The sequence below is a fragment of the Neorhizobium sp. SOG26 genome (genome assembly GCF_003491345.1).
Taxonomy (GTDB): Bacteria; Pseudomonadota; Alphaproteobacteria; order Rhizobiales; family Rhizobiaceae; genus Neorhizobium; species Neorhizobium turbinariae.
The window spans coordinates 431,731-456,195 of sequence record NZ_CP025512.1; the positions used below are offsets into that span (position 1 = coordinate 431,731).

Consider the following 24,465-nt stretch of genomic DNA (forward strand, 5'->3'; position numbering starts at 1 on the left):
AGCTCCTCCCAAGCCACTATCAGATGGCGCTATCATGGGGAGGGGCTTCTTTCAGGTCAACCGGTTTGTCATCCGCAGCCGGAAAGCCGTTTTGCGACTTTAGTTGAAGATCGTGATCAGCCGGCGTCGAGCGGCTCGGTGCCCTGCGGCTTGCCGGCGCGATCGAGCCGGATCTTCTCGATGCGGTTTTCGGCGGCGTTGAGCAGTTTCTCGCAATGCTTCTTCAAGGCCTCGCCGCGCTCGTAGATGGCGATGGACTCATCGAGCGCCACGTCGCCGCGTTCCAGCCGTGCGACGATGCTTTCGAGCTCGGCGACGGCCTTCTCGAAGGAGTAGCCGCTGACATCGATGGTGTCGGTGTTCTCGGTCATGACTATCCCCTCATCAGTCTTGAAATGTGCATGCCGGCCGACTCGGCCAGACCTTCCAGATCATAACCGCCCTCGAGCAGGCTGACGAGCCGATTGCCGGCGTATTTGCCGGCGATCTCCATCAGCCGCCCGGTTGCCCAGTCGAAGTCGTTGCCGACGAGGTTGATCTGCGCCAGCGGGTCGCGATGATGGGCGTCGAAGCCTGCCGAAATGATCAGGAAGTCCGGCCGGAAGTTGTCGAGGGCCGGCAGCACGCGGCTCTTGAACGCTTCGTGGAAATGCTCGCTTCCGGTGTCGGGAGACAGCGGCGCGTTGACGATGTTGTTCTTCGTGCCGGTCTCGTCCTTCGCCCCCGTGCCCGGGTAAAGCGGCATCTGGTGCGTCGAGCAGAAGAGAACGGAAGGATCGTTCCAGAAGATGTCCTGGGTGCCGTTGCCGTGATGCACGTCCCAGTCGACAATCGCGACCCGCTCCACGCCGTATTTCTGCTGCGCGTAACGGGCGGCAATCGCGGCATTGTTGAACAGGCAAAAGCCCATGAACTTGTTCTTTTCCGCATGGTGTCCTGGCGGACGGGCGGCAACAAAGGCGTTGTCCACCTTGCCCGTCAGCACGTCATCGACGGCTGCCATGGCGCCACCCACACCCGTCAACGCGGCCTGCAGGCTTTTTGGGCTGACATAGGTGTCGGACTCGATCTGCCGCACCGTGTCTTCCTCGGGGATCGAGCGCATGACCGAGCGAAGATAATCTTCCGGATGAGCAAGAAGGACGCTGTCCTCGTTCGCCTGCGGCGCTTCCTTGCGGTCAAGATCCGCAAAGTTCGGATGCTCCAGCGCGATGTTCAGCGACCGCAGCCGGTCCGCCCGTTCGGGATGTCCTTCCGGCGTGCGATGCTCGAGGAAAATCTTGTGCTCGTAAAGGCGCGTGGTCATGAGCGGTCCCGTCGGGTGGGAAATGCGGAGCCGACGACATGGCGCAATTCATGCGTTTTTTCAAGGCGCGCCTCTTGCTCTCCCCGGCTTAAGCTTGGAAGAATGAATGTCCAGAAGAGCATGAGCCAGAGGGTGCATTGGCCAAAGACACGAAAAAACCGTTCGAGTTCCGGGTTCCGTTCCGCGATGTGGACATGAACGGCGAGATGTTTCGGGCCGCATATGTTTCCCGGGCCGAGGAAGCGGTGGCGGAGTTCTGGCGTCGGCGCGATGCGCAGCCGAGCGACCCGTTCTTCACCATCGGCAAGGTCACCTGCAACTTCCATTCACCGCTGAAGCTGGGCGATGTCGTCCACACAACCGTCGGCGTCAGCAAGATCGGCGGCAAGTCGGCGGGCTTCCTTGTCCGCATGATGCGCGGTTCTGAGGCCGTGGCGGAAGCCGAAATCCTGTGGTGCGCCTGCGATGCGGAAAGCCGCGAGCCGGTGGCACTTCCCGAGGAACTGCGCGACTGGCTCTACCAGTATCTGGATTAGCTTGGCTCAGGCGCGCTGCGGCAGCAGCGGGTAACCGACCATGACGGCGCGACCGGCAAGCGCCGCGATTGCCGCCTTCAGGATGTCGCCGGGAATGAAAGCCAGGTCGCCCAGAAACGCGGTGCTGAGGCCGGTGCCGGTGCCATAGGCGAGCCACAGGATGCCGAGGCCGTGGAGGATCACGACGCCGCCGATCATCGCGGCCATGAAGAAGCCGGTGACCTGTACGAGTGCGCTTTGCGAACGGCCGACGAAGCGCTCCGAGCAATAGCCGATCGCAACGGCGGCAAAGAACCAGCCCACAAGGTAGCCAGCGGTCGGCAGGACAAAGGTGGCAAGGCCGCCGCGGCCGCCCGAAAGAACCGGCAACCCGATTGCGACGAGGACGAGCACCAGCAGAACGGCAAGCCCGCCGCGCTTTGCGCCGAGGATGACGCCGGCCAGCATGACGCCGAGCGACTGCGCGGTAATCGGCACCGGGATGAAGCCCAGCATGATCGGCGGCACGAGGCCGAGCGCGACGATGATGGCTGCGAAAAGCGCTGCCAGAACGAGATCCCGTGTAGCCATGTTCAGCTCCCTTCGCCGAGTTTGCGGTTGTTCTGCCCGCGGATGCCGCGAGCGTCAATGGCGGCGGCGATCTCGTCGGCATGGCGCAGCGTCTGGATGATCAGCGGCACTGCGAGCGTTAGCGGTCGCTGTTTCAACCCACGCGCGCGGTGCGCATCGCGGATCGCTTCGTAGCGAGCCAGCACTTCCGGCACGAAACGCACCACGAGGCCGATCGCAAGGCCAAGATCCGCCGCCTTAACCAGCCCGATGCGCTCGAGTGGACGTGCGCCCGCGGTGATCGTGTCGATGAACTCGGCAGTGCTCGTGGTTGCCGTTATGGTTGCAGCGAGGACCGCAAGTGCCACCAGCCTCAGGAAAACAGCGAGCGCATCCGCCGGGCCGTTCAGAAGCAGCGTGAAGACTGTGAGGATGGAGATGGAAAGCAGAATCACCCGCAACTGCTGCCATGTCCGCACCACGCCGAAGCGCATCGACGCATGAATTGCGCCGGCAAGGAAAACAGCAGCTGCCAGCACCACTGGGGACCTGGTTGCGAAAAGCAGCAGGCTGAAGACGGCAAGGCCGCCAAGCTTGAGGCCCGGCGAAAGCCGGTGCAGCCAAGTATTGCCTTGAACGTAAAGCGTCTTCATGCGGCGCAAAGCGTCCGGTAGCGGTCGATGACGACCGGCGGCTCGCCATCCGCCAGCAGCCGGCCGTCATGGAACAGCAGGACACGGTCGAAGCCGGCGATCAAATCCAGATCGTGGCTGATGACGAGGACGTTTTCTTCCAGCGAATGCACGGTCTTTTCCACCAGGGCCCGATTGCGCAGGTCGAGCTGGTTGGTCGGCTCGTCCATGATGAGGATCTCAGGTCGCGTCACCAGTACAGAGGCGAGCGCCGCGAGCTGCAGTTCGCCACCCGAAAGCTCATGAACACGCCGGTCCGCCAGATGCTCGATCCCGAAACGAGCGAGAACGGCGTTCACTTCCGCCTGCTTTTCCTCCCGCGAGAGTTTCCGGCTGGTGAGCCCAAGCGCGATGTCTTCCTTGAGGATCGGCAGGACGATCTGGTTCTGCGGGTTCTGGAAGATGAAGCCCGCCGCCGAGCGCACCTGCTCCCCATCGCTTGCCGTATCGAAGCCGTTTAAGGTGACGCGTCCGGCTGCGGGCGTGACAAGCCCGTTGATCATGCGGGCAAACGTTGTCTTGCCGGAGCCATTAAGGCCGATGATGCCGATCCGCCGCTCCGTGAGCGTAAGGGTCAGCGGATGAAGAACCGTGCGTCCCTCGAACCGTGCTTCTGCCTGTTCAAAACGAATGTCCAAGGGCACCCCTCGCGTTCGCGGCCTCTATAGACCGTAACGACGAGGAGGGAAATGCAGAACTGAACGTGAACATTGCAACCTCGGCCGCGGCATTCTAGTCTTTCCTTCATGGCGATTCTCATTGCGAATGACCAGGCACGAAGGATCTTTCTGGAGCGACAGCAGCTGTCGGCGTCACCGACGCGGGCGCTAAACAAGCAGGGCCTGCTGCAGCTCATAGATGACCTCGGCTTTGTGCAGGTCGACAGCATCGCGACGGTGGAGCGCGCCCACCACATGATCCTGTTTTCGCGTAACCAGACCTATCGGCGCGAGCACCTGACGGCGCTGCTCGAGAAGGATCGCGAGCTTTTCGAGCATTGGACGCATGATGCCTCGATCATCCCGGCGCGCTTCTTCCGCTATTGGAAACACAGGTTTCGCCGCCGTGAGCCGATCATCGCCGAGCGCTGGCGCAAATGGCACGGCGAAGGCTTCGATTCCGCCTTCGAGAATACGTTCCGCTACATTGCCGACAACGGCGCGATCATGTCACGTGAACTCAAGGCCGAGGATCACAAGTCCGGCGGCTGGTGGAACTGGCACCCGAACAAGACAGCGCTCGAATATTACTGGCACACCGGCAAGCTTGCGATTGCCGGCCGCGAGAACTTCCAGAAGATCTACGACCTGACGGAGCGGGTGATCCAGCCGCAGCACCACGAGCCGCAGGTGAGCCACGAGGAGTTCATCGACTGGGCCTGCCGCAGTGCCCTGCGTCGCCTCGGCTTTGCCACCTCGGGAGAGCTCGCCGCCTTCTGGGATCTCATCACGCCGGACGAGGCGAAGGACTGGGTGAAGGCGCATCGCGACGAACTGGCGGAGGTGCTGATCGAAACGGCCGACGGCAGTCGTCCTCGCGCCTCGTTCGCGCTCGCCGGTTTTCCGGAGGCCCTAGGCGACGTGCCGGAGCCGCCGGCGCGGGTGCGTGTCCTCAGCCCCTTCGACCCGCTGTTGCGTAATCGCGACCGCGCCGAGCGCCTGTTCAACTTCTCCTATCGCATCGAGGTGTTCGTGCCGGAGCCGAAGCGGCAATACGGATACTACGTCTTTCCGCTCATGGAAGGCGCGCGGATGATCGGCCGCATCGACATGAAGGCCGACCGCAAGGTGGGTAGCCTCGATGTGCGCAAGCTGTGGCTGGAAAAGGGCGTGCGCCCCTCCGCCGGGCGCCTGGAGAAGCTCGACGCAGAACTCTTGCGCGTGGGGCGCTTCGCCGGCGTCGACAAGGTCACCTATATGAGTGGTTGGCGAGACACCTGATCAGGCTCGCCAGCGCAGGAAGACGGTAGCGAGCGGCGGCAGGTTCAGCGAGATCGACTGACCGCGGCCATGGCACGGGATGTCTTGCGTCCATGCTTCCGTCTGACCGAAATTCGACCCGCCATAGATCCCGGCATCAGTGTTGAGGACAACCTCCCAGCGGCCCTGTTCGGGGACGCCAAGGCGATAGTCGTGGCGCGGCATCGGCGTCATGTTCGACATGATCAGCATGCGCGTCGAGCCATCCTGCGAGGAGCGCAGCATGCCGTAGACCGAGCTTTCGGCATCGTCGGAAACCGCCCATTCGAAGCCTTCCGGATGGAGATCGCTGAACTGCAGCGCCGGCTCCTGCGCATAAAGCGCATTGAGGTCGCTGATCAGCCGCTGCGTGCCTGCATGGTCCGGCCGGTCAAGCAGGTCCCAGACAACGGAGCCGTCGTGATTCCATTCGGTGTCCTGCGCCACTTCGCCGCCCATGAACAGCAGCTTCTTGCCGGGATGCCCCCACATGAAGCCGTAATAGGCGCGCAGGTTCGCCATCTTCTGCCAGTGGTCACCCGGCATCTTGCCGAGCAGCGACCCTTTGCCGTGGACCACTTCGTCGTGGGAGAGCGGCAGGATGAAGCGTTCCGAATAGGCGTAGATCATGCCGAAGGTCATGCCGCCATGGTGGTATTTGCGGTAGATCGGATCGTCGGACATGTAATGCAGCGTGTCGTGCATCCAGCCCATGTTCCACTTGAAATCAAAGCCGAGCCCGCCGTTCTCGACCTTGTCGGTCACGCCCGGCCAGGCGGTCGACTCTTCGGCCGCGGTGAAGGCATGCGGGCAGCGTTCGTGAATGATGCTGTTGAGGTGCTTGAAGAACTCAACCGATTCCAGGTTCTCCCGGCCGCCGTATTTATTCGGGATCCATTCACCAGCATTGCGGCTGTAGTCGCGGTAGAGCATCGACGCGACCGCATCGACACGCAGCGCATCGACATGGAAATGCTCGAGCCAGTAGAGCGCCGAGGCGATCAGGAAGCCCTTCACCTCGTTGCGGCCGAGATTGTAGATGAGCGTGTTCCAGTCCTTGTGGAAACCCTCGCGCGGATCTTCATGCTCGTAAAGCGCCGTGCCGTCGAAGCGCGCCAGTCCCCACATGTCGGTTGGGAAGTGCGCCGGAACCCAGTCGAGGATGACGCCGATGCCCGCCTCGTGGCAGCGGTCAACGAAATAGGCGAAATCTTCCGGCGTCCCGTGCCGGCCGGTCGGGGCAAAGAGACCAAGCGGCTGGTAGCCCCACGACCCGCCGAACGGATGCTCCATGATCGGCAGCATCTCGATATGGGTAAAGCCCAGGTTTTTGACATAGGGGATCATGCGCTGGCTGAGCTCGACCCAGTCGAGCGAACGGTTGCCTTCTTCGGAAACCCGCAGCCACGAACCGAGATGCGCTTCATAGATAGACATCGCGCCTTCGCGCTCGCGGTCTGCACGCTGGCGTGCCATCCACTCATCGTCGCTCCAGCGGAAGGGCTTGGACGATGCAACGATCGAGGCGGTCGACGGTGCTGCCTCACTTGCACGTGCCACCGGGTCTGCCTTCTGCGGCAGCGGATGGCCGTTGCTGTCCAGCAGTTCGAACTTGTAGCGCTCCCCATGCGTCAGGCGCGGGATGAACAGTTCCCAGATGCCGGCCTGCTGGCGCAGCCGCATCGGGTGGCGCCGCCCGTCCCAGGAGTTGAAGTCGCCCACCACCGAAACGCGACGCGCATTTGGCGCCCAGACAGCAAATCGTACGCCGGCGACGCCGTCGATCTCCATCGGCATTGCGCCCAGCGTGCGGCCAAGGTCATAGTGGGTGCCTTGCCCGATCAGGTGCAGGTCGAGATCTCCGAGCAGCGGCCCGAAGGAATAAGGGTCTTCGGTTTCCTGCACGGCGTCCGGCCACTGGATCCGGAAAAGGTAGGGCGCCGGGCTGCCGATCAGCCCGGCAAACAAGCCACCGTCATGGATCGACTCCAGTTCCGCCAGGATCTTGCCGGTATGGGCTTCGATGACCGACACGCCCTGCGCACCAGGCAAAAGCGCCCGCACCACGGTGATCTCACCATATTGGTGACGTCCGAGAATCGAGAAGGGCTCGCCATGGCGGCCTTCGACCAGGGCCTGCAGCGCCTCCTCGACGGTGCCGATCATCAGGTCCGTGCGCTCGTATCTCATCAACGTTTCTCCAGCAGTCTTGATGCGATGGCCGAGAAGCCAGCAAGGGGAAGGGGCAGCCAGTGCGGCCGGCTGCGTACTTCGTAGGCGATCTCGTAAGCCGCCTTTTCAAGGAGGAAGAGATCGAGCAGCTTGTCACGGACATGGTCTGTCCGCGTCAGCTCGTCCGATGCCTCGATCGCCTTGAAATAGGCCTGCAGGAACGCGGCTTCGGCCCGCTTGATGAATCGGTCGACCAGTTCCTTGTGGCGCGAGTGGTCCACCTCGCTGACGACTTCGCGCTCGAGGTCCGCCGACGCTGCAAGATAGCTCAGCGAGCGCAGCAGGCCGGCGACGTCGCGCAGCGGGTTGCTCTTGGCGCGCCGCTCATCGAGGTTCTTCGTCGGCTCGCCTTCGAAGTCGATGATATAGGCGTCGCTTTCAGCAACCAGGATCTGGCCAAGGTGGAAGTCGCCGTGGTTGCGCGTCATCAGGGTGCCGTTGGCAGCCTCCGCCAGTTGCGAGGCAATCGCCAGCAGTTCGTCGCGACGCTCGAGCAGCATCCGGGCTTCGTCCTGCAATGATCCTTCGAGCCCCTCCACCGTGCGCTCCAGGAGCGACAGGCTCTGGATGATCTGGTTGGTCACGCTTTCGCGCCAGTGGGCGGCATCGTCGCGAGTGGCAACGACGGGCTGGAAGTCCGGATCATCCGTGGGCTGGGCGAGGGCCACATGCAACTCACCGAGCCGGGTGCCGATGGTGGCGGCAAAATCGACGAGCGGCTTGAAGTGCTCGTCGGCAGCCTCACCCTCAAGGGCGGTAACCACCACTTCGTCGATCGAGCGGCGCAGGTTGGACAGCATCCAGTTCCAAGCATCGCCCTGGTTGCGGATCGCTGCCTGCACGATGATCAGCGTATAGCGGTTGCCATCCGGGTCGATGCGGGCGACTTCGCCCAGCAACTGCGCCGTGTTCTGGTAGCCGACATTGGTGAGGTAGCGGGTCATCTCCACTTCCGGGTGGATGCCGGGGAAGATGTGCCGGATCAGCTTCACCATCGCCATGTTGCCGAGGATCAGCGAGCTGTTCGACTGTTCGGCCGACAGCCAGGTAACCTGCATGTCCTCCTGGATGCTCAGGCAGTCGAGCTTGTCGGTGCCGAGGAATTCGAGCGTGCCGGCGCGTCCGGAAATGACGGCGCGATCGCACAAGCCCCGCAGCACGCCGCGGGCAAGCCCTTCGGTCGCAAAACCATCGGTGAGGAACCCGACGCGGCGCCCACGGCGGATGCGGGCCATGGCCAGCTGCTGCGCAAGGGCGCTCGGCTGCGTATCGTCCCAGGCGACCGCGAGCGGCAGGAGGTAGGTGTCCTTGCGGCCGCTGAGATCGACCTCGAGCTCGCAAAGCAGCACGTTGTTCGCAAACGCCACCGGGGTTGCGGCAGCCAGACGCGCGCTGTTCAGCACCTCGCTCTTCGAGCCAAACCAGCGCCGCTTGGCAAGATAGGGCGGTAGCACGTCGTTCGAGAACGAGTTTGCCAGCCGTGGCTCGTTGACGAGGTCCTGCAGGTCGCGGCGCACCACCATGGTCACCATGTCCTGCATCTGTTCGGGCGGCTCGGTGCGCCAGACCGGACCATCGGATTCTTCCGCCAGCTGGAACCAGAAGAAGCCATAGGGCGGCAGCGTCAGCAGATAGGTGAGCTGGCCGATCGGCGGGAAGGGCGACATGCCGGTAAGCTCGATCGGTACTCGACCCGCGAACTGCGCCAGATCAAGCTCGACTGCCTGCGGCAGGCGCGAAAGGTTTGCAACGCAGAGGATCGTCTCGCCTTCGTATTCGCGCAGATATGCGAGGATCTTGCGGTTGCCGGGGGTCAGGAACCGCTGCGTGCCACGCCCGAAGGCCGGATGCTTGTTGCGAAGTGCCAGCATGCGGCGCGTCCAGTTCAAGAGCGAATGCGCGTCCGCGCCCTGCGCTTCGACATTGACCGCCTCGTAGCCGTAGAGCGGGTCCATTACCGGCGGCAGTACCAGGCGGGCGGGGTCAGCCTTGGAGAAACCGCCGTTGCGGTCCGGTGACCATTGCATCGGCGTGCGCACGCCGTCGCGGTCGCCGAGATAGATGTTGTCGCCCATGCCGATCTCGTCACCGTAATAGATGACGGGGGTGCCGGGCATCGAAAGCAGCAGCGCATTCATCAGTTCGACACGGCGGCGGTCTCGCTCCATCAGCGGCGCCAGCCGGCGGCGGATGCCAAGATTGATGCGTGCGCGGCGATCGGCGGCGTAGGTGTTCCAGAGGTAATCGCGCTCCTCGTCGGTCACCATTTCGAGCGTCAGCTCGTCATGGTTGCGCAGAAAGATCGCCCACTGGCAGTTATCCGGGATTTCCGGCGTCTGCCGCATGATGTCGGTAATCGGGAAACGGTCTTCCTTGGCGATCGCCATGTACATGCGCGGCATCAGCGGGAAGTGGAACGCCATGTTGCATTCGTCGCCGTCGCCAAAATACTCGCTGGTGTCTTCCGGCCACTGGTTGGCCTCGGCAAGGAGCATCTTGCCCGGGTGGCTGCTGTCGAGCGCGGCCCGAATCTTCTTCAGGATCTCGTGGGTCTCTGGCAGGTTCTCGTTGATCGTGCCTTCGCGCTCGATGAGGTAGGGGATGGCGTCCAGCCGGAAGCCGTCGATCCCGGTTTCCAGCCAGAAGCGCATGACGGCGAGCAGTTCTTCAAGAACCATCGGGTTGTCGAAATTGAGGTCCGGCTGGTGCGAATAGAAGCGGTGCCAGTAGTAGGCGCAGGCAACCGGATCCCAAGTCCAGTTGGACTTCTCCGTATCAAGGAAGATGATGCGGGTTTCGGGAAACTTCTGGTCGGTGTCCGACCAGACATAGAAGTCCCGCTCCGGCGAACCGGGAGGTGCGTTTCGCGCCCGCTGGAACCACGGATGCTGGTCCGAAGTGTGGTTGATGACAAGCTCGATGACCACCCTGAGCCCGCGTTCGTGGGCCGCTGCAACGAAAGCCTTGAACTCGTCCACCGTGCCGTAGTCCGGGCTGACATTGGTATAGTCCGCAATGTCGTACCCGTCGTCTCGGCGCGGGCTTGGGAAGAACGGCAACAGCCAGATCGTATTCGCGCCCAGCGAGGCGATGTGATCCAGCTTCTCGTGCAGGCCCTGGAAGTCGCCGATCCCGTCGCCATTCGCGTCGTAGAAGGACTTGACGTGCAACTGGTAGATGATGGCGTCCTTGAACCACAGCGGATCGTCGTTCAACGGCTGGGTCTGCCCCTCGGCTTGGCCACGGCTGCTCGTCATGTCCATCTATCTTCCTCTCTTATCGCACGCGCCAGATCAAGAATGGCAGGCCACCATGCGGGTCGAGCCGGATCCGCTGCACCTTGCCGGTCAGCGTGAAGCGGTTGCCGCCCACAACGTCTTCCAGATCAAGCGATCCGTGGTCGGGGAGGTTCCATGACCAGAGCGGAATTTCGACATCCGCCTCGTGGGCATTGTACGGGTCGAGGTTCACGGCGATCAGAAGCGCGTTTTCCCGGCCTGCGCTGGTCTTCTCGAAGAACATGATATTGTCGTTCCAGGCCGTCAGGAGCTGCAGGCCCAGATGCGAGTGGAGCGCCGGGTTCTCGCGGCGGATCCGGTTCAGCATCGCGATCTCGCCCTTGATGTTTCCGGGGCGGTCATAGTCCCAGGCGCGGATCTCGTATTTCTCGGAGTCGGCATATTCCTTGCGCTTGGCATCCGGCCTGCCTTCGCAAAGCTCGAACCCGTTATAGACACCCCAGAGCCCGGACAGCGTCGCAGCCAGTGCGGCACGGATCAGGTAGGCGGGGCGCGGCGCGTTCTGCAGGAAGTCCGGATTGATGTCGTGCGTGTTGACGAAGAAGTGCGGCCGGAAGAACTCCTTCGGTTCTTCAGTGGTGATCTCGCGCATGTACTGCTCGAGCTCCCACTTCGCATTGCGCCAGGTGAAGTAGGTGTAGGACTGCGAGAAGCCGACCTTTGCCAGCCGGTACATGACCTTCGGCTTGGTGAAGGCTTCCGACAGGAACACCACTTCCGGATGGCGCGAACGGATGTCAGCGATCAGCCACTCCCAGAACGGGAAGGGCTTGGTGTGCGGGTTGTCGACGCGGAACAGCTTGACGCCGTTGTCGACCCACTTCTGGACGACATCGCGCAGCTCGATCCACAGCGATGGCACGGCGTCGCGGGCGTAGAAGTCGACGTTGACGATATCCTCGTACTTTTTGGGCGGGTTTTCCGCATAACGGATCGTGCCGTCCGGGCGCCAGTCGAACCAGCCGGGATGTTCTTTCAGCCAGGGGTGGTCAGGCGAGGCCTGGATCGCCAGATCAAGCGCAATTTCGAGGCCTTCGCGGCTCGCAGCCTCCACCAGGCGCCGGAAATCTTCGAATGTACCAAGCTCCGGGTGGATCGCATCGTGCCCGCCATCCTCCGAGCCTATGGCGTATGGGCTGCCGGGATCGTTCGGCCCCGCCGTCAGCGCGTTGTTCTTGCCCTTGCGGTTGGTCTTGCCGATCGGGTGGATCGGGGGGAAATAAAGGACGTCGAAGCCCATCTCGCGGATGGCCGGCAGGCGACGGATCACGTCATCGAAGGTGCCGTGACGGTTCGCGTCGCCGCTCTGGGAGCGCGGGAAGACCTGGTACCAGCTGGCAAAGGAAGCGGCAATGCGCTCGGCATCGACGGAAATGACAGCCGAGCGTGCCTTGTGCGGACGGCGGTCGGCTTCCGCCATCAGTTCAGCAGTCGCGGGCGCAAGCAGCGTTTCGATGCGCTGCTGGTCCTGCTGCCCGGTCAGCTTGTCGAACAGCACCTTGAGTTGGGTCTTCAGCGTGCCTTCCGCATGGTCGAGCGCGTCGAGAACCAGGTTGATGCCCTCCTGGATCTCCAGGCGGAGGTCGAGCCGCGCCTCGTGCTTCTTGCCGAACTCATAGCGGAAGATCTGGAACGGGTTCTTCCAGGCCTCGACGACGAACTCGTGACGCCCCAGCCGCTTCAGCGGAAACTCTGCCTGCCACCGATCATTGAGGATCAGCTGCATCGGCACTTCCTGCCAGCCCGTCTCGTCGGCGGCGCGCCAGCGCAGCGCTGCCGCAAGCGGGTCATGGCCATCGGCGAAGATATCCGCTTCAACCTTGACGATGTCACCCACCACCCGCTTGACCATGAACCGGCCGTCATCGACGGCGGGGGTGACCTTCTCGATTGCGAGGCGCGGAGTAGCGGCTGCTTCCGAAGCCGAGGGAACGGCAACCGCATTGACGATCGGCGCCGACGCACGACCTTCGAAGATGCAAAGTTCGCCGGGCTTCAGCGTCAATTCGCTGGTGAAGATGTCGTTCTCGTCGTCCATCCCTGTCAAAGGCAGGAAGGGAGCGGCCGCTTCGCGCAGCACATTGTAAGGCGCACGGGTCGCCCGGCGCAGGTCGCGGTTGAGCACCACCACGCGGACTTTCTGCGAGGTGCGGATATCCTCCTGGTCCGTCTGCAGCAGCGCGACTGCCGGCGACTGGCTCGGCGAAATCACCCGCAGCGGCTGGCGAGCAAAGCCGGCGGCGGTCTTGTTGGTCGACGCATTGATGGCGCGGATGTCGCTCGACAGGTCGAACGAGCCGCGATCGCGCAAGCCGCGCAGGCCAAGCCCGTCGCCATGCAGCGGATCGAGCGGCACGGCGGCGCCAAATTCAAAGCCCATCGGGATCATCAGCCCGCTGGCAAAGGTGGAGGCCAGCCGCAGCGCCCGCACCGCCTTGCGTTCCAGCACCTCGCAGCTGTCGGTGCCGTGCGCCAGGCGCTTTGCGAAGGGCGCTTCCGGGAAGGTGATCTGGTATCCGAGTTCGCGCTGGATCTGGTACTCGTCCATGATCCAGCGTTCTTCGAGGTTCCACCAGGCAAATGACGAGAAGCTGCCGTCGAAGCCGGCGCCCTGCAGCGCCTTGCGATCCTCGAAAGCGGTGCCCGGCGTCCAGGCGATGAAGGTGGTTTCGGGTGCGGCGCTGCGCGTCGAGGCAATCAGCGCGTACCAGGCTTCGGGCGCAATTCGGCCGATGCCCATGCAGCGGAAGCCGGAAATGCCGAGCCTCGTCAGCCACTTGAGGCGGCCGTGCCAATCCTCGATGTGGCGCGACTCCTGCATGAAGTCGATCCTGCGGCTTTCGTTCTCCTGCGGCGGTTTGCGTGGATCGGCGACCACCGGCCGCGGATGCGCGTCATCGGTCGCGACCTGGTCCACCACGAGGTCGAACATCAGCTTGACGTTGGCGGCACGGGCAGCCTCCACCAGTGAACGGATACCGTCCTCGATATTGTCGCCAAGGCCGAGCTCGGGGTCGAGCCGATCAAAATCGCGCGTGACGAAGACGCTGGCATTGCGGCCACGCTGGTAAAGCGGCGCGCTCAACACGGTGTCAAAGCCCAGATCGCGGACATGCGCGAAGAGTTCCCGCCAGGCTTCCATGCCTCTCAGCATCAGCGGATGAACGTAGTAGATCTGGGGAGGCACCTGCGACAGCGAGATCCGAGAAGCGAATTGGGGGCGCGTGTTCATCGGTTTGGCCTTGCCTTGGATTTTCGGGCAGAGTTCGGGCGACTAACTGTCAGGCGGTGCGTGTGGTTCCGATGAAAAGCTTCGGGCACGACCGGCAGGATCAGCAGCCAACTCCGGCGATTTACTTGCGCGACCAGAAGCGGGACAAAGACCCGCCTGTGCCGTCCAGCGGATCGGTCGCCGGGATTGGCAGCGTTGCGATCTTCTGCAACTGGTCCTGGCTTGCCGGGCCGGTCTGGATATCCGCCTCTTGCCTGGGCGGATAAGCGCCGACGACAAGGAAGTCGCGACTGGCATCAATGCGCATATGCCCGGTGCCTGCGGGAAGCACGAGGCAATCACCGGCGACGACGCTCAGTTCTGCGCCGCCCGGTCCGCCGATCAGCAGCCGGGCCCGGCCGCCGGCAATGCCGAGCGCCTCGTGGGCGCCGGTGTGGTAGTGCTGGTAGTCGAAGACGCCATCCCGCCAGATGCCCTGCCAGCCATTTTCCCGGAACCGCTGCTCGAACTTCGGCGCCATCTCGCCTTCAGGTGCAATGGCGCAACGGTAAACGAGGGCGGGGAGATGGGGATGGTTCGGCACCCAGTCGCTCGGCGGGAAGGTGATTGGCTCGACCGTCATCCCACTGGCCGGAACCGTGGCGTTCGAGGGTACTGCACCGACATCCGAGGGTGCAATCTTGATGCTGCGATCCATGTCTTTCTCCGCCCTGTGTTCTTGCCCCACCAAAACTCGCTGTTGGTGCGGATGTTCCTCTGGCGGCGGCGCGCCTGTGGTGTAGTTTGCGTGCCAAGCGGGATGCGGGAGGAAATGAATGGAAAAGCTTCGGGTGGCGATGATCGGCCTTGGCATGGCGGCAGGGCACCATGCGCGGGCCCTGCTTGATCTTGCCGATCAGGTGGAATGTGTCGCCGCCTTCAGCCAGACCGAAGCCAGACGGAACGCCTTTGCAGCGCAATATCCGACGATCCCGACCAGCGGTGATCTCGACGCGCTCTTGTCGGACACGAGAATCGACGCGGTGCTGATCCTGACGCCGCCAAACAGTCATCTCGAGCTCGTTGAACGTGCTGCGTCCGGCCGCAAGCATATCCTCCTGGAAAAGCCGCTCGACATCTCGCTCGAGCGCTCCGAGCACATTGTTCGGGTGACGGAGGAGGCTGGCGTCCTGCTTGGCGTGGTGCTGCAGAACCGGTTCCGGGCCGCCGCACTGCAACTGCATACGATCGTCCGCTCGGGCCGGCTCGGCGATCTGGTCGAAGCGTCTGTCGCGATCCGCAACTGGCGGCCGCAGAGTTATTATGATGTCGAGGGGAGGGGGACGCGGGCGCGCGATGGCGGCGGCGTCCTGCTCACCCAAGGCATCCACGTGATCGATCTGCTGTTGAACCTGGCCGGCACGCCGGTCGAGGTAGCGTCTTATGTACGCACCACGGCAATGCACCGGATGGAGACTGAGGATCTGGTGACGGCGACCTTCGCCTTCGAGAACGGCGGGATCGGCACGCTCAATGCCACGACCTGTGCTTATCCCGGCCTGCCGGACCGCATCGAACTGATCGGCACGCGCGGAACAGCCGTCTTCAATGGCGACACGCTGGAGGCAGCTTTCATGGACGGCACCCGTGAAAGCGTCGGCGGCGAAAAATCAGGGAGCGGGGCGGGCGCCGATCCCACGGCCTTCGGCCACGAGATGCACCGCGCCCTGCTTCAGGATTTCGTGGATGCGATCCGGAAGGGCACGCCGCTGCGCGTCACCGGCGAGGATGCGCTGAAGGCGCACCGGTTCATCGATGCGATCCTCACCGCCAGTCGCTGACGATCAGCAGAACACCGTCTCGGCGATCTTGATGCCGAAACCTTCAAGGCCGACATAGTGCCGCTCGCTGCGGGTGAGCAGCTTGATCGACGAAACGCCAAGGTCCTTGAGGATCTGCGCACCCAGGCCGATTTCCAGCCATTCGCTTTCGCGCGCCTGCGCCTCGGCATGCGCTTCAAAGCCCTTGCGGATCTTGCGGCCGTTGTCGGTCTGGCCGACGCCGACTGAACCTTCGCGAAGGTAGATCACGATGCCGCGGCCCTCTTCGGCAATCTTGGCCATGTACCGGTCGATCGAGCGGTCGGCGCCAAACACGTCACGCGCGACGTTTTCGAGATGCAGCCGCACAGGAATGTCCACGCCGTCGCGGATGTCGCCGAAGATAAGCGCGACATGCTGCATCGGGTCCCAGGGCAGCGAATATGCATGTGCCTTCGCCTTGCCATGCGGCGTCTCGACGTCGAAGCTTGCATGCAGTTCGATCAGCGTTTCCTTGCGCTGGCGGTAGGCAATGAGGTCCGCAACAGAAACCTGCTTCAGCCCGTGCTTCTGGGCGAAATCGGCCACCTGCTGCCCGCGGGTCACAGTGCCGTCGTCGTTGACGAGTTCGCAGATGACGCCGATCGGCGGAAGATTGGCGAGCTTGCAGAGGTCAACTGCCGCTTCGGTATGGCCGGAGCGCATCAGCACGCCGCCTTCGCGGGCGATCAGCGGGAAGATGTGGCCGGGACGCACGAAATCCGCCGGGCCGACATTCGGGTTGGCGAGGTTGCGCACCGTCAGCGTGCGGTCTTCGGCGGAAATGCCGGTGGTCGTGCCGTGCTTGAAGTCAACCGTCACCGTAAAGGCGGTGGTGTGGGCGCTGTCGTTTTCCGCCACCATGGCATTGAGGTTCAGGCGCTTGGCCTCTTCGCGCGGCATGGGCGCGCAGACGATGCCGGACGTATGGCGAACGATGAAGGCCATCTTGTCGGGTGTGCAATGTACGGCGGCGACGATGAGGTCGCCTTCGTTCTCGCGGTCATCGTCATCGGTGACAACGACAATTTCGCCGGCTTCGAATGCGCGGATCGCGTCAACGACGCGTTTTTGATCATATGCCATGGGGAAATCCTAGATGCTTTGACCGGTCTGACCGCGGTGTCGAAGGAAATGGTCGGCGATGGCGCAGGCGACCATGGCCTCGCCAATCGGAACGGCGCGAATGCCGACGCACGGGTCATGGCGACCCTTGGTGCGAACCTCGACATTGTTGCCGTCGGCGTCAATGGACTGACGCTCGGTGAGGATCGAGGAGGTCGGCTTGATCGCGAAGCGCGCAATAACGGGCTGGCCGGTGGAGATGCCACCAAGGATGCCGCCGGCATGGTTGGACAGGAAGATCGGCTTGCCGTCATTGCCCATCCGCATTTCGTCGGCGTTTTCTTCGCCGGAGAGTTCAGCCGCACCAAAGCCGTTGCCGATCTCGACACCCTTCACGGCGTTGATCGACATCAGCAGGCTGGCGATGTCCTGGTCGAGCTTGCCGTAGATCGGCGCGCCGAGACCTGCAGGAACGCCTTCCGCGATGACCTCGACAACCGCGCCGACGGAGGAGCCGGACTTGCGGATGCCATCGAGATATTCTTCCCAGACCGGGACGATTTCCGGGTCAGGCGCAAAGAACGGGTTCTGGTCGACCTGCGCCCAGTCCCAGTTGTTGCGGTTGATCTTGTGCTTGCCGATCTGGATCAGCGCGCCGCGCACGGTGACGCCCGGAACGACCTTGCGGGCAATGGCGCCTGCCGCGACGCGCGCTGCCGTTTCACGCGCGGACGACCGTCCGCCACCGCGATAGTCGCGGATGCCGTATTTCAGGTCGTAGGTATAGTCGGCGTGGCCCGGACGATAACGTCTTGCGATCTCGCCGTAATCCTTGGAGCGCTGGTCGGTGTTCTCGATCAGCATCGAGATCGGCGTGCCGGTCGAGATCATCGTCGTGCCGTCTTCATCCAGCATCACGCCGGACAGTACCTTCACGAAATCCTCTTCCCGGCGCTGGGTCACGAAGCGGGACTGGCCCGGCTTGCGTTTGTCCATCCACGCCTGGATCTCTGCCTGGGTGAACCGGAGGCCCGGAGGGCAACCGTCGACGACGCAACCGAGCGAGGGCCCGTGGCTTTCGCCCCAGGTGGTGACGCGGAAAAGATGACCGAAAGTATTATGCGACATTCACGGCGTCCGGGTCTGGCGGAGCTGTGGCCAAGCTGCCAGCTCCTGTCGCGGGTTTTCTTATGGAAAAGGCTGTCGGGGAACAAGCCTTTTCCATCCGGATTTTGACCTCAGGAAGTGAACACTGCGTCGCTCAGGCCGCGGCTCTGCGCCAGCCGCTGTCCGCCGCTTGCGTGAAATCCGCGAAGGAGAGGGGACGGGCAAAGGCATAGCCTTGCAAGAGGTCGCAGCCCATCTCGCGCAGCATGTCGGCATGCTTCATCGTTTCCACCCCTTCCGCAATCGTCTCGACGCCAAGCGAGCCGGCGATATCGATGATCGAGCGGACGAGCGAGCGTTCCTGCGGCGATGTCAGGATTGGCATCACGAGCTGGCGGTCGATCTTCAGCCGCTTCGGTTTCAGTTTCAGCAGGCTGACGATCGAGGTATGGCCGGTGCCGAAGTCATCGATCTCGATGTCGATGCCGAGTTCCTTGATGCGGTCGAGGTTGCTGGTTGCCGCGTCTTCGCTTTCGTCGAGGAAGATCGATTCCACGAGTTCGAAGGAGATCTCGCCCGGCACGATCTGCAGGCTGCGCAGCGTGTCGATGAGCCTCTCGTCGTGAAGCCGCTTGGACGACACGTTGACCGATACCTTTGGTAGCCGGATGCCGAGCGCCGCCCAGCGCATCTTGTCCTGCAACACCCGCTCTAGAACGATCTGGTCCAGCGCGGCCGAAACATTCAGGTCCTCCGCGATCTTCAGGAAGCGGTCCGGCGCCAGGATTCCGTGATGCGGATGGTTCCAGCGGATCAGCGCCTCCACACCCGTCAGTTCATGCGTGCGCGCATCGAACTGTGGCTGGTAGAAGGTGGTGAACTCGTGGTTGTCGATGCCAGCGAGCACTTCGTCTGCTGTCCGCTTGTGGCTGACGATCTCCGCCTGCAGGTTGTGGGTAAAGAACTCGTAGCGGTTCCGGCCGAGGCTTTTGGCGCGGTAAAGCGCCATGTCGGCGTTCACCAGGGTGCGGCGTGCATCGATATTGAGGCCGCTCGCATGCGCAATGCCGATCGAGATGCCGCAGCGGCAGGAGAATCCATCGAAGTCGAGCGGCTGGTGGAATTCGGCGATGATGCGCTGTGCAAGCTCAGCCATCTGGTCGGTGCTGGAATTGCCGAGCATGACGATGACGAACTCGTCGCCGCCGATGCGCGCCACGATGTCGCCGGTGCGCACATTGCGGGCAAGGATGCGCGAAGCATGCACCAGCATGGCGTCGCCTGCCGCATGGCCCAGCGTATCGTTGATCTGCTTGAAGCGATCGAGGTCGAGATGCAGGATCGAGAAGGTCTGGCGTTCCTTCTGGCTGGCGCGCGACAGCCGGTCGAGTTCGAGGTCGAGCTTGCGGCGGTTCGCCAGCAGCGTCAGCGGGTCATGCAGCGAATTGTGCTCGATCCGGCTCTTGGCAGCCTCCAGTTCCGCATTCTTGGCGTCCGCCTCATCCTTTGCTGCCTTCAGCTTCTGGGCGAGCACGGCATCCTGGGTCACGTCAAAGGCAATGCCGACGACCTTCTGTGAGCCGTCGCGCGTCGTGTGCAGCTTGCCGATCGAGCGGATGTAGCGTTCTGAGCCGTCCGGTTGCGGGATCCGCACCACGAGCGAATGTTCGGTGAAATCCTCGATGAAGTGATGGGAGCTCTTGCGGGCAAGCTCCTGGTCCTCCGGATGCACGAGCGCCAGCCACTGTTCGGCACTGATTTTGCCGTCGGTGAAGGGGACGCCGTGCAACTGGCACATCCGCTCGTCCCACATCTCGACATGGGTAACGGGGTTTGATTCCCAGATGCCGCAATTGGAGGAAGCGAGCGCCAGGTCGAGCTTGGTCGACAGCTCTTCCAGTTCCTGCTCCCGGTTCGACAGCTCGTCGAGTGCCAGTTCCAACTCGGCGTTCTTGATCTCGGCGTTTTCCTTGGAACTCCTCAGTGTCTGCGTCATCACCACGTCGGCGGTCACATCCCAGACAATGCCGGTTGTGCGCCGGGTGCCGTCGGCATTGCGATAGCTCGCGCCCGCAGAGCGCAGATGCCGGAACGTGCCGTCCGGCTGCTGGATGCGGTAGACTTCGGTGCAGGGTGCAGAGCTGCGGGTGCAGTTGTGGAAATGCATCTCGACCGCGGCCTGGTCCTCGGGACAGACCGACGAGATCCAGTCGCTCAGGGGATGCGAGGCCTCGCCGGATGATTTCCCGAGCAGGCTTGCCGCGCGCTTGTCCCAGAACAGCTGATCCTCGCCGGTAATTTCCCAGATGCCGATATTCGAGGCTTCCATCGCAAGCGAAAAGCGCTGGGAGAGTTCCAGCAGGTTGGCCTTCCGCAGCTTCAGCGCGGCGATGTTCTTGTTGCGCTCCGTGACAAGCGAAGTGGTGATGAGAACCGGAACGATGATTGCAAGGCCTGCCATCGAGACAAGGAGACGGAACGTCCAGCGGTCCGGCGGCATCACGTCCCAGCCAGCGCGCGGCGCGGCAAACAGGGTCCAGTTGACGCCGCGGAAGCCAAGCGGCCACAGCATTGGATCCTGCGCTTCGATCGTATCCTCGCCGTAAAACGCAAAGAAGCCCGGCTTTGCGGCATCGCGCAACGTAACATTGAGCCAGCTGCGATCGATCAGAGCGCGGTTTTCCTTTTCCTGAAGCTGGAAGGCAACGCCCGAGGGTTCAAGCAGCGCAAGCTTGTCGATCAGGATGGCAATGGCCCCTTTGGGCTTGGCAGTCGCGTCGTCCTCGTGAACCGGAACAACAAGCGTGACATAGTCCTCCTGGGTGCCGGTCAGAACCGACATCGCGGATGTGCCGCGCACGGATGCGAGGTCTTTCGCCAGCTGGCCAAGGTTGATCTTGTCGGCCGCGCCCAGCGCAGCATGATGCATGCCGTCGCGGGTCACGGTGCCGGCAAGCTGGAAGTCCGGCGCGATGGCGATGCCATGGAAGTGTGGGTAATCCGCAAGTGTTCGTTTCGCAGCCGTCTTGAAGGCTTCCGTCGACTCAGCATCAAAATGGAAGGTGTGAACAAGGTGCTCTGCGGCGGCCATGTCGCTGTCGAGGCGTGACGCAATCCGCCGTATCAGCAGTCCAACCACCCGTTCCGTCGTGACACGAACCTCGCTCCGGTAGTTTTCCGTATGGTTGCGGTCAATGACGACGCCGATGGAGACGACGACCAGGGTGATCAGAGCGGCGATGACAGTGGGGGCATTGGCGCGGCGGAGGAGGCGTAAAGATGTCAGAGCGGACGGCAGTCGGGTATTCAAATGCGCGGACCTTCTCGTAAACACTTCTGGCTGTGAGACGAGACCCTAGGAACCGCAAGTTAATTTCCTCTTTTGGGAACATCCATGAAATACCCCATAAATTATTGGGCGAAAAATAGAGCCTAAGGTTTCCAAGGCGTTAAAGGAAGCTGGAGCAGCCTCAAGAGCTGGAAACCAAGGGTTAACCATACCGTCCATAGCGGCACGTTAATGCCTCTCCTGCGGGCGAATTTCGCCACAATCCACCGGCTATCTGTGTCTCGAAACGAAGCAACAGATTCCCTTGCAGGTGCCGGAAATGCGTATCCTCATCGCCGCCTTGTTGGCCACGGCCAGCGTGTTCTCGCCCCTGAACAGTTGGGCGCAGAGCGTTGACGTTGAGGCCACGATCAAGGCGGTCGACGTGGATTCCCTCAGCCTGACGCTGGATGACGGCAAGGTCTACAAGCTGCCGGAAGAGTTTAACTTCGAAGGGTTGAATGCTGGCGTGAAGGTTCTCGTGTTCTACACGGTCGTTGATGGCAGCCGGGTGGTGGACGATCTCGAGATCGTTCGCTGATCTGCCGGTCCCGCGTTAAGGAGCTAAAGCCACTCAAACGTCCCCGCCTGCTTGTCGAGGCGCAGGATCCGGTCCTGCGGCGTCGGTGCAACCGCGGCTTCATCTTCCGACATCTGGCCGACGAGGCGGTAAAGCGCGCGGATGACCCCTCCGTGGCAGACGCAGACGGTCGGCTGGTTGACCGATTCCAGCCATGCGCCGATGCGCCAGCACAGGATCTCGTAGCTTTCGGCAGCTTCGCCCGGCGGGATGAAGCTCCATTTGTCTTCGATGCGGGCGGCAAGCCTGTCCGGCGCAATCGCCTCGATCTCAGGGAGGGTATGGCCTTCCCAGTCGCCGAAGGAGACTTCGACCAGTCGGCGATCGGTCTCGTAGGCGAGGGGATCAAGCCCCATCGCCTGCCGCAGCAGTTCCATCGTGGCGCGGGTGCGCGAAAGCGGGCTGGCGACAAAGGAATAGCCGGCTGCATCGCCGACCAGGTCACGCAGCCGCTCGCCGTTGCGCGCCGCCTGGGAGCGGCCGAGCGCGTTGAGCGGAATGTCCTTCTGGCCTTGCAAGCGGCCTTCGGCATTCCAGTCCGTCTGACCGTGGCGGATCACATAGATGAGCACGGTCGAACGTCCTTCGGGCGTCTTATTCCTTGACGACGGAAATATCCGGAGCGTCGACCGCCTTCATGCCAACGACATGGTAGCCGCTGTCGGCATGGTGCGTTTCGCCGGTGACGGAGCGCGACAGGTCGGACAGCATGTAGAGGCCGACATCGCCCACTTCCTCGATCGTCACCGTGCGGCGCAGCGGAGCGTTGTATTCGTTCCACTTGAGGATGTAGCGGAAGTCACCGATGCCGGAAGCCGCGAGCGTCTTGATCGGGCCGGCGGAGATGGCGTTGACGCGGATGTTCTTCGGGCCAAGGTCGACAGCCAGATACTTCACACTCGCTTCGAGTGCGGCCTTGGCAACGCCCATGACGTTGTAGTTCGGCATGACCTTCTCGGCACCATAATAGGTGAGCGTCAGCATCGAGCCGCCATCGGTCATCAGCTTTTCGGCGCGACGGGCAACCGACGTGAAGGAATAAACCGAGATCTGCATGGTCTTGGCGAAGTTGTCGGCCGTGGTGTCGACATAACGGCCGGTCAGCTCGTCCTTGTCGGAGAAGCCGATCGCGTGGACCAGGAAGTCGATCTTGCCCCAATGCTTCTCCAGGTTGCTGAAAACCTCGTCGATCGTGGCCTCATCGGCAACGTCGCAATGGCCTGCCATGAAGGCGCCAAGTTCAGCTGCGAGAGGTTCAACACGCTTTTTCAGCGCTTCGCCCTGATAGGTGAACGCGACTTCACCGCCGTGGCTGTGGATTGCCTTTGCAATGCCCCAGGCGATGGAGCGGTTGTTGGCCACGCCCATGATGAGACCGCGTTTGCCTGCCATGAGGCCTGAAGCCTGAACCATACCTAGTCCCCTCAAACTTTCGTCGAGCGCTGCCTATGGCATAGGCAGCACGAGGGTTCAAGCTGGCGCAGATCATCTCGTGTTAAAGGCTGCAATCAAGGGTGCATAAGCGCTAAAAGGTTGCCTATTCCCTAGACATAAAGCCCGTGGCGCATGTGCCGCATGAGATCAGTCACCTTCTCGTTGGGCTTTTCCCACAACAGGACGCGCAACTCCACGACCAGGTCACCACGACCGCCGGCATCGTCATGAAGGCCAAGACCCTCGAGCTTGATGGTCTGGTCGGAGCCCGACCAGGGCGCGACGGTGATGGTGCGAGGGCCTTCCGGCGTGTCCACAGTGGTTTCGGTGCCAAGCACGGCATCTTCGAGCGAGATCGGCAGCGAGGTGTGGAGGTTGAAGCCCTCGATACGGAACTGCGGGTCGCGCGCCGCCTTGATCGTGACGACGAGATCACCCGGTTTCATGCCGTTGACCCTCAGGCCCTGGCCCTTCAGCCGCAGGACGTGGCCATCGCTCATGCCCTTCTCCAGGGGAAAGCGCACCTCGCGCTCGTCCGCCAGCTTGTGGGTCACCCAGTTCTGCTTCAGCAGGTCCTCTAGCTTGACGGTCGCCTCGGTGAACATGTCGGGCGCCTTTTCCGTCGGAGACGACGGATTGCGGAAGCGACGGATGAGCGATGCGATCAGTTCGACGCCGAGAAGCGGCAGGGGAGGCTTTTCCGCAGGCGCGTCGCTCTTGGCCTGCTCGGTCTCACCGCTGGCGCTCCGGGCCTGTGCCTTGGCCTGTTCGCTGGTGCCGGCGCCGAAGATACGGTCGATGACATCTTCGGGCGTTTCAGCGCCAGGCATGGCTTGGCCAGCGCCCTGCGAACGCGACCGTCCTTGCGCCTGCGCGCGCTGGGCTTCCGCCTGCGCAAGCTCTTCCATCACCTTTTCTGCATTGGCCTTGGCAGCCCGGGCACGCTCGGCAGCCGCGCGGGCGGCATTGCGCTGCTCCATGATCGTCTGGTGCATTTCGGCAGCGGTGTCGTATCGCTTGCGGCGCTCCGGATCCTTCAGGACCTCGTATGCCTGGCCTATTTCGGCAAAGCGCGTGGTCGCGAGCGGATCATCCTGATTGGCATCGGGATGCACGCTTTTCGCCTTGGTACGCCAGGCCGCTTTGATCTCGTCGGCATCGGCATTGCGCTTGACGCCAAGAACAGAATAGGGATCACGCATTGTCGGACCACCCAGTTTACCTAAAGCAGCCGGCCGAATGCTCATGGCCTTGTGCTCGTGACGATACTGACGTCCCCCGCCGTTTCATCATGCCGCGGCACAAGGGT

The 24,465-nt window shown here is 62.6% G+C and carries 19 protein-coding genes; 4 read left to right on the forward strand and 15 right to left on the reverse strand.

From position 1 onward, the window contains the following. Nucleotides 1-116: 116 nt before the first annotated feature. The gene (locus CYG48_RS02040; protein WP_118848862.1) at nucleotides 117-371 is read right to left on the reverse strand and encodes an exodeoxyribonuclease VII small subunit; all 255 of its coding nucleotides are present in this window, start codon (nucleotides 369-371) and stop codon (nucleotides 117-119) included. Nucleotides 372-373: 2 nt separating this feature from the next. Then, on the reverse strand, nucleotides 374-1,306 hold the full coding sequence (locus CYG48_RS02045) for a histone deacetylase family protein (RefSeq protein WP_118848863.1): 933 nt from the start codon (nucleotides 1,304-1,306) through the stop codon (nucleotides 374-376). Between the two features lie 137 nt (nucleotides 1,307-1,443). Between CYG48_RS02045 and CYG48_RS02050 the strand changes: the two genes are divergently transcribed. Continuing rightward, nucleotides 1,444-1,842 carry an acyl-CoA thioesterase gene (locus tag CYG48_RS02050; protein WP_245450380.1) on the forward strand — a complete coding sequence of 133 codons (399 nt, stop codon included), beginning with the start codon at nucleotides 1,444-1,446 and terminating at the stop codon, nucleotides 1,840-1,842. Nucleotides 1,843-1,848: 6 nt separating this feature from the next. Here the strand turns inward: CYG48_RS02050 and CYG48_RS02055 are convergent, their stop codons facing one another. The 3 genes from CYG48_RS02055 to CYG48_RS02065 are packed head-to-tail and all read right to left on the reverse strand — an operon-like array spanning nucleotide 1,849 to nucleotide 3,721. Next, nucleotides 1,849-2,412 (reverse strand): biotin transporter BioY, encoded by a 564-nt coding sequence (locus CYG48_RS02055; RefSeq protein WP_118848864.1) that lies wholly within the window; start codon nucleotides 2,410-2,412, stop codon nucleotides 1,849-1,851. Nucleotides 2,413-2,414: 2 nt separating this feature from the next. Then, nucleotides 2,415-3,044, reverse strand: a complete 630-nt coding sequence (locus CYG48_RS02060) for an energy-coupling factor transporter transmembrane component T family protein (protein WP_118851435.1) — start codon at nucleotides 3,042-3,044, stop codon at nucleotides 2,415-2,417. Further along, a complete protein-coding gene (locus CYG48_RS02065) occupies nucleotides 3,041-3,721 on the reverse strand; it encodes an energy-coupling factor ABC transporter ATP-binding protein (protein ID WP_118848865.1) in 681 nt (226 codons plus the stop codon). Before CYG48_RS02065 ends, CYG48_RS02060 begins: the two co-directional genes overlap by 4 nt. Before the next feature lie 108 nt (nucleotides 3,722-3,829). On the opposite strand from CYG48_RS02065, the gene CYG48_RS02070 reads away from it, so the two are divergent. After that, nucleotides 3,830-5,023 carry a winged helix-turn-helix domain-containing protein gene (locus CYG48_RS02070; RefSeq protein WP_118848866.1) on the forward strand — a complete coding sequence of 398 codons (1,194 nt, stop codon included), beginning with the start codon at nucleotides 3,830-3,832 and terminating at the stop codon, nucleotides 5,021-5,023. Here CYG48_RS02070 and glgB read toward each other — a convergent pair whose 3' ends face one another. The 4 genes from glgB to CYG48_RS02090 all read right to left on the reverse strand — a co-directional run bounded on the left by glgB (nucleotide 5,024) and on the right by CYG48_RS02090 (nucleotide 14,426). Further along, on the reverse strand, nucleotides 5,024-7,231 hold the full coding sequence (gene glgB / locus CYG48_RS02075) for a 1,4-alpha-glucan branching protein GlgB (RefSeq protein ID WP_118848867.1): 2,208 nt from the start codon (nucleotides 7,229-7,231) through the stop codon (nucleotides 5,024-5,026). Next, entirely contained in the window at nucleotides 7,231-10,536 is a 3,306-nt protein-coding gene (gene treS, locus CYG48_RS02080; protein WP_118848868.1) for a maltose alpha-D-glucosyltransferase, read from the reverse strand. The genes glgB and treS overlap by 1 nt, the downstream gene beginning before the upstream one ends. Nucleotides 10,537-10,549: 13 nt before the next feature. Continuing rightward, nucleotides 10,550-13,804, reverse strand: coding sequence for a maltotransferase domain-containing protein (locus CYG48_RS02085; protein ID WP_118848869.1), 3,255 nt, complete (start codon nucleotides 13,802-13,804; stop codon nucleotides 10,550-10,552). Nucleotides 13,805-13,925: 121 nt separating this feature from the next. Next, entirely contained in the window at nucleotides 13,926-14,426 is a 501-nt protein-coding gene (locus CYG48_RS02090) for a cupin (protein WP_118851436.1), read from the reverse strand. Nucleotides 14,427-14,619: 193 nt separating this feature from the next. Here CYG48_RS02090 and CYG48_RS02095 point away from each other — a divergent pair, with 193 nt between their 5' ends. Beyond that, a complete protein-coding gene (locus CYG48_RS02095; protein WP_118848870.1) occupies nucleotides 14,620-15,624 on the forward strand; it encodes a Gfo/Idh/MocA family protein in 1,005 nt (334 codons plus the stop codon). A gap of 3 nt (nucleotides 15,625-15,627) precedes the next feature. Here the strand turns inward: CYG48_RS02095 and ribB are convergent, their stop codons facing one another. The 3 genes from ribB to CYG48_RS02110 form a co-directional block, all read right to left on the reverse strand. Beyond that, the gene (gene ribB, locus CYG48_RS02100; protein ID WP_118848871.1) at nucleotides 15,628-16,728 is read right to left on the reverse strand and encodes a 3,4-dihydroxy-2-butanone-4-phosphate synthase; all 1,101 of its coding nucleotides are present in this window, start codon (nucleotides 16,726-16,728) and stop codon (nucleotides 15,628-15,630) included. Nucleotides 16,729-16,737: 9 nt separating this feature from the next. Beyond that, on the reverse strand, nucleotides 16,738-17,835 hold the full coding sequence (gene aroC / locus CYG48_RS02105; RefSeq protein WP_118848872.1) for a chorismate synthase: 1,098 nt from the start codon (nucleotides 17,833-17,835) through the stop codon (nucleotides 16,738-16,740). A 133-nt stretch (nucleotides 17,836-17,968) separates the two neighbouring features. After that, a complete protein-coding gene (locus CYG48_RS02110; RefSeq protein WP_245450382.1) occupies nucleotides 17,969-21,124 on the reverse strand; it encodes a bifunctional diguanylate cyclase/phosphodiesterase in 3,156 nt (1,051 codons plus the stop codon). 298 nt (nucleotides 21,125-21,422) lie between these two features. On the opposite strand from CYG48_RS02110, the gene CYG48_RS02115 reads away from it, so the two are divergent. Further along, nucleotides 21,423-21,683, forward strand: a complete 261-nt coding sequence (locus tag CYG48_RS02115) for a DUF1344 domain-containing protein (RefSeq protein WP_118851438.1) — start codon at nucleotides 21,423-21,425, stop codon at nucleotides 21,681-21,683. A gap of 23 nt (nucleotides 21,684-21,706) precedes the next feature. On the opposite strand, the gene CYG48_RS02120 is transcribed toward CYG48_RS02115, so the two are convergent. The 3 genes from CYG48_RS02120 to CYG48_RS02130 all read right to left on the reverse strand — a co-directional run bounded on the left by CYG48_RS02120 (nucleotide 21,707) and on the right by CYG48_RS02130 (nucleotide 24,358). Continuing rightward, the gene (locus CYG48_RS02120) at nucleotides 21,707-22,294 is read right to left on the reverse strand and encodes a histidine phosphatase family protein (RefSeq protein WP_118848873.1); all 588 of its coding nucleotides are present in this window, start codon (nucleotides 22,292-22,294) and stop codon (nucleotides 21,707-21,709) included. Between the two features lie 22 nt (nucleotides 22,295-22,316). Continuing rightward, a complete protein-coding gene (fabI, locus tag CYG48_RS02125) occupies nucleotides 22,317-23,135 on the reverse strand; it encodes an enoyl-ACP reductase FabI (protein WP_118848874.1) in 819 nt (272 codons plus the stop codon). A 131-nt stretch (nucleotides 23,136-23,266) separates the two neighbouring features. Next, nucleotides 23,267-24,358, reverse strand: a complete 1,092-nt coding sequence (locus CYG48_RS02130) for a DnaJ C-terminal domain-containing protein (protein WP_118848875.1) — start codon at nucleotides 24,356-24,358, stop codon at nucleotides 23,267-23,269. Between the last annotated feature and the right edge of the window lie 107 nt (nucleotides 24,359-24,465).

Coding starts and splice junctions, on each gene's coding strand:
- CYG48_RS02095 (WP_118848870.1), top strand. CDS start 14,620: ATGGAAAAGCTTCGGGTGGCGATGATCGGCCTTGGCATGGCGGCAGGG.
- glgB (WP_118848867.1), bottom strand. CDS start 7,231: ATGAGATACGAGCGCACGGACCTGATGATCGGCACCGTCGAGGAGGCG.
- treS (WP_118848868.1), bottom strand. CDS start 10,536: ATGGACATGACGAGCAGCCGTGGCCAAGCCGAGGGGCAGACCCAGCCG.
- fabI (WP_118848874.1), bottom strand. CDS start 23,135: ATGGTTCAGGCTTCAGGCCTCATGGCAGGCAAACGCGGTCTCATCATG.
- CYG48_RS02045 (WP_118848863.1), bottom strand. CDS start 1,306: ATGACCACGCGCCTTTACGAGCACAAGATTTTCCTCGAGCATCGCACG.
- CYG48_RS02060 (WP_118851435.1), bottom strand. CDS start 3,044: ATGAAGACGCTTTACGTTCAAGGCAATACTTGGCTGCACCGGCTTTCG.
- CYG48_RS02130 (WP_118848875.1), bottom strand. CDS start 24,358: ATGCGTGATCCCTATTCTGTTCTTGGCGTCAAGCGCAATGCCGATGCC.
- ribB (WP_118848871.1), bottom strand. CDS start 16,728: ATGGCATATGATCAAAAACGCGTCGTTGACGCGATCCGCGCATTCGAA.
- CYG48_RS02085 (WP_118848869.1), bottom strand. CDS start 13,804: ATGAACACGCGCCCCCAATTCGCTTCTCGGATCTCGCTGTCGCAGGTG.
- aroC (WP_118848872.1), bottom strand. CDS start 17,835: ATGTCGCATAATACTTTCGGTCATCTTTTCCGCGTCACCACCTGGGGC.
- CYG48_RS02115 (WP_118851438.1), top strand. CDS start 21,423: ATGCGTATCCTCATCGCCGCCTTGTTGGCCACGGCCAGCGTGTTCTCG.
- CYG48_RS02040 (WP_118848862.1), bottom strand. CDS start 371: ATGACCGAGAACACCGACACCATCGATGTCAGCGGCTACTCCTTCGAG.
- CYG48_RS02055 (WP_118848864.1), bottom strand. CDS start 2,412: ATGGCTACACGGGATCTCGTTCTGGCAGCGCTTTTCGCAGCCATCATC.
- CYG48_RS02070 (WP_118848866.1), top strand. CDS start 3,830: ATGGCGATTCTCATTGCGAATGACCAGGCACGAAGGATCTTTCTGGAG.
- CYG48_RS02090 (WP_118851436.1), bottom strand. CDS start 14,426: ATGACGGTCGAGCCAATCACCTTCCCGCCGAGCGACTGGGTGCCGAAC.